9 protein-coding genes are annotated in these 11,600 nt (G+C 64.0%); 6 read left to right on the plus strand and 3 right to left on the minus strand.

What is annotated here, in order from left to right:
- The first annotated feature begins 43 nt into the window (after positions 1-43).
- From BA190_RS04400 to BA190_RS04410, 3 genes are all read left to right on the plus strand, one after another.
- On the plus strand, positions 44-826 hold the full coding sequence (locus BA190_RS04400) for a 3-hydroxybutyrate dehydrogenase (protein ID WP_068283178.1): 783 nt from the start codon (positions 44-46) through the stop codon (positions 824-826).
- On the plus strand, positions 823-1,827 hold the full coding sequence (locus BA190_RS04405) for a patatin-like phospholipase family protein (RefSeq protein ID WP_068283181.1): 1,005 nt from the start codon (positions 823-825) through the stop codon (positions 1,825-1,827). Before BA190_RS04400 ends, BA190_RS04405 begins: the two co-directional genes overlap by 4 nt.
- A gap of 195 nt (positions 1,828-2,022) precedes the next feature.
- Positions 2,023-2,343, plus strand: a complete 321-nt coding sequence (locus BA190_RS04410; protein WP_068283183.1) for a multidrug efflux SMR transporter — start codon at positions 2,023-2,025, stop codon at positions 2,341-2,343.
- A 175-nt stretch (positions 2,344-2,518) separates the two neighbouring features.
- Here the strand turns inward: BA190_RS04410 and BA190_RS04415 are convergent, their stop codons facing one another.
- Entirely contained in the window at positions 2,519-4,435 is a 1,917-nt protein-coding gene (locus BA190_RS04415) for a potassium transporter Kup (protein ID WP_068283186.1), read from the minus strand.
- 271 nt (positions 4,436-4,706) lie between these two features.
- Positions 4,707-6,623 carry a potassium transporter Kup gene (locus tag BA190_RS04420; RefSeq protein ID WP_068283189.1) on the minus strand — a complete coding sequence of 639 codons (1,917 nt, stop codon included), beginning with the start codon at positions 6,621-6,623 and terminating at the stop codon, positions 4,707-4,709.
- A 498-nt stretch (positions 6,624-7,121) separates the two neighbouring features.
- Here BA190_RS04420 and BA190_RS04425 point away from each other — a divergent pair, with 498 nt between their 5' ends.
- Complete coding sequence (locus BA190_RS04425; protein ID WP_068283191.1) at positions 7,122-8,828, plus strand: formate--tetrahydrofolate ligase; 1,707 nt, start codon at positions 7,122-7,124, stop codon at positions 8,826-8,828.
- Between the two features lie 165 nt (positions 8,829-8,993).
- Here the strand turns inward: BA190_RS04425 and BA190_RS04430 are convergent, their stop codons facing one another.
- Positions 8,994-9,620, minus strand: a complete 627-nt coding sequence (locus tag BA190_RS04430; RefSeq protein ID WP_068283193.1) for an ABATE domain-containing protein — start codon at positions 9,618-9,620, stop codon at positions 8,994-8,996.
- 163 nt (positions 9,621-9,783) lie between these two features.
- On the opposite strand from BA190_RS04430, the gene BA190_RS04435 reads away from it, so the two are divergent.
- Both BA190_RS04435 and BA190_RS04440 read left to right on the plus strand, forming a co-directional pair.
- Positions 9,784-10,479, plus strand: a complete 696-nt coding sequence (locus tag BA190_RS04435; protein WP_068283196.1) for an alpha/beta fold hydrolase — start codon at positions 9,784-9,786, stop codon at positions 10,477-10,479.
- A 143-nt stretch (positions 10,480-10,622) separates the two neighbouring features.
- On the plus strand, positions 10,623-11,468 hold the full coding sequence (locus BA190_RS04440) for an alpha/beta fold hydrolase (RefSeq protein ID WP_068283199.1): 846 nt from the start codon (positions 10,623-10,625) through the stop codon (positions 11,466-11,468).
- The last annotated feature ends 132 nt before the right edge of the window (positions 11,469-11,600 follow it).

Below are 11,600 nucleotides of genomic sequence, written 5' to 3' on the forward strand. Positions count from 1 at the left end.
GAGGCGGCCCACAACAGCCTCCAACTCTTCCAAAGGACCCAACATGCTCAAGACCAAGGCAGCCGTCGTCACCGGTTCGACATCGGGCATCGGCCTCGGCATCGCGCGCGCCCTGGCCCGCGAAGGCGCCAATGTCATGCTGAACGGACTGGGCGATGCCGCCGAGATCGAGAAGACCCGGGCCGGGATCGAGGCCGAGTTCGGCGTCAAGGCCCTGTTCTCGCCGGCCAATTTAATGGAGCCGGCCGCGGTCAAGGGGCTGATCGGCGAGGCCGAGGCCGCCTTCGGCGCGGTCGACATCCTGGTCAACAATGCCGGCATCCAGTTCGTCTCACCGATCGACGAATTCCCCGACGACAAGTGGGAAGCGATCATCAGGCTCAACTTGCTCGCCTCCTTCTATGCCATCAAGGCGGCCCTGCCGGGCATGAAGAGGAAGGGTTGGGGGCGGATCATCAACACCGCCTCGGCCCATTCCCTGGTCGCCTCGCCCTTCAAGTCCGCCTATGTCGCCGCCAAGCACGGCATTGCCGGCCTGACCAAGACGGTGGCGCTGGAAGTGGCCCAGCAGAAGATCACCTGCAACGCCATTTCCCCCGGCTATGTCTGGACACCGCTGGTCGAGGCCCAGATCCCCGACACCATGAAGGCGCGCAACATGACGGCGGAGCAGGTCAAGAATGACGTGATGCTGGGAGGTCAGCCGACCAAGGAGTTCGTCACCATCGACCAGGTCGCCTCGCTCGCGGTTTATCTGTGTTCGGATGCGGCGGCGAGCATCACCGGGGCCAATCTGTCGATGGATGGCGGCTGGACCGCCGCATGAGCACCGTCGCCAAACCCGTAAATCTGGCATTGCAGGGTGGCGGCGCCCATGGCGCCTTCACCTGGGGCGTGCTCGATGCCCTGCTGGAGGACGGCCGCCTCGACGTCAAGGCGATCACCGGCACCAGCGCCGGGGCCATGAACGCCGTGGTCTTCGCCGAGGGCTATCTCGAAGGCGGGGCGCCAGGCGCCCGCCGGCAGCTCGAGACCTTCTGGCGCGAGATCAGCCGCAAGGGCCGGCTGTCGCCGCTGCGCCGCCCTGTGCTGGAACGCTTCATGGCCGGCTGGTCGCTGGAAGATTCGCCCGGCATGGCCCTGTTCGAGAATTGGAGCCGGCTGTTCAGCCCCTACGATAGCAATCCGCTCAATCTCAACCCGCTGCGCGATCTCATCGCCGAGCTGATCAGCTTCGACAAGCTCAAGGCGAGCGAGGCGATCAGGCTGTTCGTCTCCGCCACCAATGTGCGCAGCGGCCATATCCGCATCTTCGAGAATGCCGAGCTGAGCGCCGATGTGGTGATGGCTTCGGCCTGCCTGCCCCAGATCTTCCAGGCCGTCGAGATCGGCGGGCAGGCCTATTGGGACGGCGGCTATCTCGGCAACCCGGCCCTGTTTCCGCTGCTCGACGACCGCACGCCCGATGACACCATCCTGGTGCAGATCAACCCGGTGCTGGTGCGGGAGGTGCCGCAGACGGCCGGCGGCATTGCCAACCGCCTCAACGAGATCACCTTCAACGCCTCCCTCCTCGGCGAATTGCGCGCCCTCGCCATGATGCAGCGCCGCGCCCGGGGTGCCGACCGTTTCGGCGACATCCGCCTGCATCGCATCGCGCTGGGCCAGAAGGAGGGACTGGACGCTACCTCCAAGCTCAACACCGAATGGGATTTCCTCACCTTCCTGCGCGACCAGGGCCGCCGGGCGGCGAAAACCTTCCTCGCCCGGCATTTCGACGCGATCGGCACGACGGCAACGCTCGACATCGAAGCCATGCTGGGGTGAGCCGGATCGATTGATCGCCGCAGCGCCTGCCGGGGGCACAGCCCTGATATGTCCGCCAGCCCCTTGATTTCAGGGAGCAGTCCGGCACAATGCTGCCCGTTCGCAGGCACCGCCCTGCGGACGAGGAGGCCACGCCCTCCCCCATGATGGGTTTGATGTCCGGGACGGCCCGGGCCCTTTTTAGAGGAGGGCCTGATGGCCTGGGTCTATCTTGTTATCGCCGGCATCTTCGAAGTGGTGTGGGCCTTCTACATGAAACAGTCGGAAGGCTTTTCGAAGCTGGTGCCGACCATCGTCACCTTCGTCACCATGGCCATCAGCTTCGGCCTGCTCTCGATCTCGATGCGCAGCCTGCCGCTGGGCACCGCCTATACGATCTGGACCGGCATCGGCGCGGTGGGCGCCTTCATCGTCGGCGTGCTGGTGCTCGGCGAACAGGCCAACGCCATGCGCATCATCGCCGCCGCCCTGATCCTCACCGGCCTCACCATGATGAAGCTGTCGACGCCGGCCTGAGGATCAATCCTGGGATCGTAGGCATCCCCGCCTGCTCTTCCTCGTCTGCAAGCGCAGCGCTTCCAAGAGCGTTTTATGATTTCTCGGAATCACCGAGAATTGCAAAGACGCATCGAAACAAAAAATTAGGGCAAAGCGCGTTCACGTGTGAACGTGCTTTGCTCCAGGAAAAACCTCAGATCAGGACCTGCGTGCCGATCTCCACCACCCGGTTTGAGGGGATGGAGAAATAGTCGCTGGCATCGTCGGCATTGCGGGCCAGGATCATGTAGAGCCGGCGCTGCCAACGCCACATCAAGGGCTGCGCCCCGCCGCGCAGATGGCGGCGCGACAGGAAGAAGGAGGTGTCCATGATGTCGAAGGACCAGCCGGCCCTGCGGCTGAGCGCCAGCGCCTTCGGCACGTTCGGGCTTTCCATATAGCCGAACTGCACCCGCATCTTGGTAAAGGAGGCCGAGACCTCCTCGAGCGCGATGCGCCCGCCGCCCGGCACGATCGGATCGTCCGTGGTCTCGATGGTCAGGATCGCCACCTTCTCATGCAGCGCCTTGTAGTGCTTGAGGCTGTGCAGCAGCGCGGTGGGCGTGTAGTCGGGATCGCTGGTCAGGAAGATCGCCGTACCCGGCACGCGGGCGACCGAGCCCTTCTCCAGGCTCTTGACGATGGTCATCAACGGCACCTCGGTGCGCCGCGTCTTCTCCAGCACCAGCCGCGTGCCACGCCGCCAGGTGATCATCAGGATCATCAGGGCCGCCGCGATCATCAGCGGCACCCAGCCACCGTCATGCACCTTGAGCAGATTGGCCGAGAGGAAGACGAGATCGATCAGCAGGAACGGCAGGATGATCAGTGCCGCCGTCAGCGCCGACCAACGCCAGACCTTCCAGATCACCAGGAAGGCCATCATCGCCGTCACCACCATGGTGGTGGTCACGGCGATGCCATAGGCCGAGGCCAGGCGCGAGGAGCTCTCGAAGGCCAGCACCAGGATCAGCACGCCCACCAGCAGGATGCCGTTGACCTGGGCGATATAGATCTGCCCCGACTGATGCTCGGAGGTATGGGCCACCTTCATGCGCGGCAGGAGGCCGAGCTGGATGGCCTGCCGCGTCAAGGAATAGGCGCCGGTGATCACCGCCTGGCTGGCGATGATGGTGGCGACCGTCGCCAGCACCACCATCGGCACCAGGAAGAGCGGGTTCTGAGGCACCAGCATGTAGAAAGGGTTGTCGAGGATTTCGGGTGCCGGATTGTTCAGCACCAGCGCGCCTTGGCCGAGATAGTTCAGCGCCAGCGAGGGCAGCACCAGCGTCATCCAGGCCATCTGGATCGGCTTGCGGCCGAAATGGCCGAGGTCGGCATAGAGCGCCTCGGCGCCGGTGACCGCCAGGAATACCGCACCCAGCGCCACGAAGCCGATATGGCCATGGCTGAGCATGAACTCGACCGCGTGCCAGGGGTTGAAGGCCGCGAGCACCACCGGCGCATCCTTGATGTGCCATAGGCCCGCCAGGCCCATCACCACGAACCACAGCGCCATGACCGGCCCGAAGAAAGCACCGACCCGGGCCGTTCCGTGGCTTTGGACCGCGAACAGCGCCACGATGATCGCAACGGTGATCGGCACTACGAAGGGATCGAAGGCCGGCGTCACCAGCTTCATGCCTTCCACCGCCGAGAGCACCGACACGGCGGGCGTGATGATGGCGTCGCCATAGAACATGGCGGCCCCGATGGTGCCGAGCAGCAGGAGCACGGTGCCCGAGCGCCCGAGCGCCCGCTGGGCCAGCGCCATCAAGGTAAGGGTACCGCCCTCACCCTTGTTGTCCGCCCGCAGCAGCAGCAGCACATATTTGAGCGTGACGATGACGATGAGCGCCCACAGGATCAGAGAGATCACGCCGAGCACCGCTTCCTGGCTCATCAGCCTGCCCCCCTCGGTCGCCGCATGCAGCGCCTCGCGGAAGGCATAGAGCGGGCTGGTGCCGATATCGCCATAGACGACGCCGATGGAGCCGAGCGTCAGTGCCCAGAAGCCACCGCCATGGCCGCTGGTTTCCTCGCCGCTGTCGGCGGTGTGCGTAAGCCCCATACGGGCCTCCGTTGAATGATGTCGGAGTTGGGCGCGGTGGCGATCAAGAGCGCGGATGCCCTCGCCACGCAAGCTCATCTTCCATTTGTGCAGCGCAGCAAACGCGCTCTCTTACACTTTTCCGACTTTAGGGAATAGGGGCCCTGCGGCGGCGCATGGCTGATCTGCCTTCCGCTTCAGGCAAGCGGCCACGGCCGTAAAGGCACGGAAAAGCGGGGCGCGCAGCCGGATGCGCATCCCCGCTCTTCTATCCTGGATATCCTGAAGCTTCCTAGATCAGCACTTGCGTGCCGATCTCCACCACTCGGTTGGAGGGGATGGAGAAATAGTCGCTGGCATCGTCGGCATTGCGGGCCAGGATCATGTAGAGCCGGCGCTGCCAGCGCCACATGGTGGGCTGCTTGCCGCCCCTCAGATGGCGGCGCGACAGGAAGAAGGAGGTCGACATGATGTCGAAGGACCAGCCGGCCTTGCGGCAGAGCGCCAGGGCCTTGGGCACGTTCGGGCTTTCCATATAGCCGAACTGCACCTTCATCTTGGTGAAGGAAGCCGAGATCTCCTCGATCGAGACCCGACCGCCGCCGGGCACGATCGGGTCATCCGTGGTCTCGATGGTCAGGATCGCCACCTTCTCATGCAGCGCCTTGTAGTGCTTGAGGCTGTGCAGCATGGCCGTTGGCGCGTAATCGGGATCGCTGGTCAGGAAGATCGCTGTCCCCGGCACCCGGGCGACCGACCCTTTCTCCAGGCTCTTGACGATGGTCATCAGCGGCACCTCGGTGCGCCGGGACTTCTCCAGCACCAGGCGCGTGCCGCGCCGCCAGGTGACCATCAGCGTGATCAGGCCGAGGGCGATCAGGATTGGCAACCAGGCGCCGTCGAACAGCTTGAGCAGGTTGGCGCCGAGGAAGATCGAATCGATGAGAAGGAAGGGCACGATGATCGCCGCCGCGGCCCAGGGCTTCCACAGCCAGACCCGCCAGATCACCACGAAAGCGAGGATGGCATCCACCACCATGGTGGTGGTCACGGCGATGCCATAGGCCGAGGCCAGGCGCGAGGAACTCTCGAACACCAGCACCAGCAGCACCACGCCGGCCAGCAGCATGCCGTTGACCTGGGCGATGAAGATCTGGCCGGACTGGTGTTCCGAGGTATGGGAGATGCGCATGCGCGGCACCAGGCCGAGCTGCACGGCCTGCCGCGTCAGCGAGAAGGTGCCGGTGATCACCGCCTGGCTGGCGATGATGGTGGCGCCGGTGGCCATGATCACCATCGGCACCAGGAACAGGGGCGAGGCCGGCACCAGGCGGTAAAACGGGTTCTCCAGGGCACTGAAATCGTTGAGCACCAGGGCGCCCTGGCCGAGATAATTGAGGGTCAGGGCGGGCAGCACCAGGCCGAGCCAGGCCGTTTGAATCGGCTTGCGGCCGAAATGGCCGAGATCGGCATAGAGCGCCTCGCCCCCGGTGACGGCCAGGAACACCGCGCCCAGCGTGACGAAACCGATATGGCCGTGGGTAAGCAGGAATTCGGCGGCATACCAGGGATTGATCGCCGCGATGATGCCGGGGTGCTGCAGGAAGTTGACGAAGCCGATCACGCCGACCAGCGTGAACCAGATCGCCATGACCGGGCCGAAAAAGGCACCGACCCGCGCCGTTCCGTGGCTTTGCACCAGGAAAAGGGCGACGATGATCACCAAGGTGAGCGGCACCACGAAGACATCGAAGCCGGGCGCCACCAGCTTGAGGCCTTCCACGGCCGACAGCACGGAGACGGCCGGGGTGATCATGGCATCGCCATAGAACATCGAGGCCCCGACGATGCCGAGTAGCACGATGGGCGCCCCGGTGCGCCCGAGCGCCCGCTGGGCCAGCGCCATCAGGGTCAGGGTACCGCCCTCGCCCTTGTTGTCGGCCCGAAGCAGCAGCAGCACATATTTGAGCGTGACGATGATGATCAGCGCCCACAGGATCAGGGAAATCACGCCGAGCACGGCGGTGGGCGTAACGTTCTTGCCGCCTTCGGTGGCGGCATGGGCGGCTTCGCGAAAGGCATAGAGCGGGCTGGTACCGATATCGCCATAGACGACGCCGATCGAGCCGAGCGTCAACGCCGCGAACCCGCCGCTATGCTTGTGTTCGGTAGTGTCTTCGCCATTCTCGACGGCGTTCGCGAGCCCCATGCGGGCAACTCCGTTCTGACCTGTTGGGATTGTTTCGATCGGTCGATCGCAAGATGCGATCTTCGCTCTCCAAAATGCGGCTCAAGGCGCCGCCGGTCGCATCAGGGCCGGACGGCAAGTGACGGCACGCCGGTCGAACCCAGGGTTTCCTGCCCTCGGGGTTGGGCCTCTTACACTCTTCTGCCGGACGGGCATAGAGGCCAGCAACCCTTTTGACCAGCAACTCCCCAGCCAATCGGGCTCGAAACATGCATAGCCCACATTCAACCCGAGCGCATCATCGCGAAGGCGACACATCCTGTGACGGTTTCGGACAAGCCGATTCGATTGCGATCGGCTACCTATCTTTCATGCGACGCCGCGTCGTATTCGGAACAATCCTTTTCTTAATTTTTCCGTAATCGCCGCAATACCCGCACCTACTGCTAAGAAAGTTATTTTCATTTCCGTGAAAATATGTCTCAACTGCGCAGAACAACCGCCCCAGAGGGAACCAGCATGGCCCAAGACCCGAAAAAGCCACTGAGCGACATCGAAATCGCGCGTCAAGCCAAGATGCAGCGCATCGAGGCGATTGCCGAGAAAGCCGGCATTCCCGACGCGGCCTTCGAGCCCTATGGCAAACATATCGCCAAGATCGATCTCGACAAGATCCCCGGCCTGCAGGATCGCCCCGACGGCAAGCTGATCCTGGTCACCGCCATCAACCCGACCCCGGCCGGCGAAGGCAAGACCACCACCACCGTCGGCCTGGGTGACGGCCTCGCCGCCATCGGCAAGAAGACCATGATCTGCCTGCGCGAACCCTCGCTCGGCCCCTGCTTCGGCGTCAAGGGCGGTGCGGCCGGCGGCGGCTATGCCCAGATCGTGCCGATGGAGCAGATCAACCTGCACTTCACCGGCGACTTCCACGCCATCACCTCCGCGCATAACCTTTTGTCGGCGATGATCGACAACCACATCTATTGGGGCAATGCGCTCGGCATCGACACCCGCCGCGTCACCTGGCGCCGCGTGCTCGACATGAACGACCGCTCGCTGCGCGCCATCAACTCCTCGCTCGGCGGCGTCTCCAACGGCTTCCCCCGTGAAGATGGCTTCGACATCACCGTGGCTTCCGAAGTCATGGCCGTGTTCTGCCTCGCCAAGGACCTTGCCGATCTCGAGGAACGCCTCGGCAAGATGATCATCGGCTATACCCGCGACAAGAAGGCGATCACCGCCGCCGACATCAAGGCTTCCAGCGCCATGACGGTGCTGCTCAAGGACGCCCTGAAGCCCAATCTGGTGCAGACGCTGGAAGGCAACCCGGCCTTCGTGCATGGCGGTCCCTTCGCCAACATCGCCCATGGCTGCAACTCGGTCGCCGCCACCAAGGCCGGCCTGAAGCTCGCCGACTATGTGGTGACGGAAGCCGGCTTCGGCGCCGACCTCGGTGCCGAAAAGTTTTTCGACATCAAGTGCCGCAAGGCCGGCCTCACCCCGGCCGCCGTGGTGATCGTCGCCACCGTGCGCGCCCTCAAGATGCATGGCGGCGTACCGAAGGACCAGCTCGGCAAGGAGAATTTGGAAGCGCTCCGCAAGGGCTTGGCCAATCTCGGCCGCCATGTCGAGAACGTGCGCAAGTTCGGCGTCTCGGCCATCGTCGGCATCAACCACTTCATTGCCGATACTCCGGCCGAGCATGAGCTCATCGCCCAGGTCTGCAAGGAGCAGTTCGGCGTCGACGCCGTGGTCTGCAGCCATTGGGCCGAAGGTTCGAAGGGCACCGAGGAACTCGCCCGCCGCGTGGTCGCACTGGCCGAGGCCCCGCATCCGCTCGACGGCCGCGGCTTCCGCACCCTCTACCCGGACGAGATGCCGCTCTGGGACAAGATGAAGCTGATCGCCAAGGAGATCTATCGCGCCGCCGATATCATCGCCGATCAGAAGGTCCGCGACCAGTTCAGGGACATCGAGGCCGCCGGCTTCGGCCATCTGCCGATCTGCGTGGCCAAGACGCAATATTCCTTCTCGACCGACCCGAACCATCGCGGTGCGCCGGTCGACCATGTCGTGCCGATTCGCGAAGTGCGCCTGTCGGCCGGCGCAGGCTTCCTGGTGGTGGTCTGCGGCGAGATCATGACCATGCCGGGCCTGCCCCGCGTGCCCTCGGCGGAGTTCATCCGTCTCGACGCCAAGGGCCAGATCGAAGGTCTGTTCTGATCCTGCGTCTGCCATGCCGGTCTGCTGCGACCGGCATGGCGACATCGGCTCGAGAGCCGGACCCAACGAGCGCGCACAGTTGAACGTGCTTTACCGGACAGGGCCGCCATGCTGCGGCCCTTCCGACTGCTCGGCGACGAACACATCGTCGTCGTAACCCATGGTTCAAGGCTGCTCCGCCTTGAGGCGGTGCCGATGGGCGGCCTGCTTGGCCCGGTTTCCGCAGAGCGCCATGCTGCACCATCGCCGTCGATGCCCGCGTGTATGATCCGCGAACACAAGCGTGCAGGACGCCCCCTCGCAAACCTTCACGTTTGAAAAGTCTTCTGTGCAGACGAAGCGCCCCATGACTTCGGCAAGAGGCTGGAGCAGGGCCTCCGGGGAGCGCCATTTGCGCAGGGCCTGGAACTCCAGCCCCTCGTGACCCTCCCCTTGCCGGGACGCGATCTGGTGGAAACCTTCATTGCGCTCAAGCAGGCGATTGAGCGGCTCCAGTTCGCCCACGGCATCGGCTGCAAGCGGCTTGCCGCGATGCTTTCGCACAAAGCCCCTGAACCATTCGCGCAAGGCCCTGGCCTGGCCGGCCACCCTGTCGAGTTCCTCGGGCAGGGCTTGCGCCCGCACGGACCCGGCAATGTCCGAAGGCACCAACCGCGCCTGCTCCAGCCAATTTAGCAGGCCTTCGCCGGTCTCGATCCAGTCAACGGGCGTGTCGACTGGCGTCGCCACGGAATTGAGGAAATCCAGCCCCGCTGCGTCGGCGATGAAAAGGGCTGGGGAACGAGCGTCCATCACATACTCCCATTGCGGTCGACATCCATGCCGGCACCAGCCGTTCGGCCCATCTCCAGTTAATAACCTGTCTAATAGCCATTGACAAGTTATGTCGACCGATAGTAACCGTTCAAATATCATCAATAAGGTTACATATCGCATCCCCGTCAGGAGAGCGTCCATGTCCGGCAAGCCTGTCAGCATCGTTCTCGTCCACGGCGCATGGGCCGATGGCACGAGCTGGGCCAAAGTCATCCAACCTCTCGCAAAAGAAGGGTACGGCACGGTTGCGGCGCCACTGCCACTGACCTCTTTCGCCGACGACGTTGCGGCGCTCGAGCGCACGTTGGAGCGGGTATCCGGCCCGATCGTGCTGGCCGGTCATGCCTATGCCGGCGCGGTCATCGCTGCCGCACAGAGCGCGAAGATCATAGCGCTGGTCTATGTGGCCGCCCTGGCACCGGACGAGGGCGAGACGGTTGCAGACGTCTTCTATCGCGGCCGGCCGCATCCCGAGGCGCCGACACTTGCCCCGGACGGTCACGGCTTGATCTATCTGCCGCCAGAAGCCGTCTCCACCGCGTTTGCTCCGGGAGCAACGGCTGGCGAACTGGCGCTGCTAACCGCCGTGCAACGGCCGATCTCGCTGGCCTGCATTACGGCTCCGGTCGGTCGCCCGGCCTGGAAGCAGGTGCCGGCCTGGTTCCTGGTCGCCGAACAGGACCGCATGATCATCGCCGACAATCAGCACTTCATGGCGAGACGCATGCAGGCACGCATTCATGCCCGCCCGGTCGATCACACCCCCATGGTGACGGCACCGGACGCGGTCCTCGCCATCATTCAAGAGGCGATCCGCGACACCGCCTCGGCGTGAAGCCAAGCCCCGAACTCCCCCGACGAACAAAGCCCTGCGCGAACCGAAGGTGAAGGCCAAAGGGCCGCGCATTCCCAGCCGCCACGATCACGGCATAACCCTAAACCATCAATCAATTAGGTTATATCAGGCAGGAGAAAACCATGACGACCATCAGCTACCGCACCGCGGACGTGAACGGGTTCAAGATCTTCTATCGGGAAGCGGGATCGCCGCAGGCGCCCAAGCTCCTGCTGCTGCATGGCTTTCCGAGTTCGAGCCATATGTTTCGCGACCTGATACCGCTTCTGGCCGACCGTTTTCATATCGTTGCACCGGATCTGCCAGGCTTCGGCCAGTCAGGCTTGCCCGCGAGCGGCCATAGTTTCGAAGCGATCGCCGCCGTGATCGACCGCTTCACCGAGATCGTCGGCCTCGAGCGCTATGCGATCTACGTGTTCGACTATGGCGCTCCGACGGGATTTCGCCTGGCCTTGAGGCATCCCGAACGCATCACGGCGATCATCACGCAAAACGGTAATGCCTATGAAGAAGGGCTGAGCGAGGGCTGGAACCCGATCCGCGCCTATTGGGAGGATGCGTCGGAGGCCAACCGGCAAGCGCTGAAGGCTTTTCTCAAGCCGGAGGCGACGATCTGGCAATATACCCATGGCGTGCCGGATACGCACACGGTCTCGCCCGATGGCTACTCGCTGGACAATTTCTACCTGGCCCGCCCCGAAGCCGAGGCGATCCAGCTCGATCTGTTCGGCGACTACAAGAGCAATGTCGCCCTCTATCCGGCCTTCCAGGCCTATTTCCGCACCCACCGGCCGCCACTGCTGGCGGTATGGGGCAAGCACGATCCCTTCTTCCTGCCTCCCGGCGCCGAAGCCTTCAGGCGCGACATTCCGGACGCCGTCGTCCGCTTCTTCGACACGGGGCATTTCGCGCTGGAGACACATGCGGCGGAGATCGCAGCGGCGATCAAGGACTTCCTGCCGCGCTGAGCGCGGTGCCCGGCGAGTGGGAGGAGAAAAGAAACCCGCCGCAAGGCCGGGCGCGCCATTTCCAGGGCTGGTCGTGCCGCGATACCCGATTGGCCATGCAAAACCCCACGGTCCAGTGAACCGTGGGGTGGG

This window comes from Labrys sp. WJW (genome assembly GCF_001676615.1).
In the GTDB taxonomy this organism is placed as follows: domain Bacteria; phylum Pseudomonadota; class Alphaproteobacteria; order Rhizobiales; family Labraceae; genus Labrys; species Labrys sedimenti.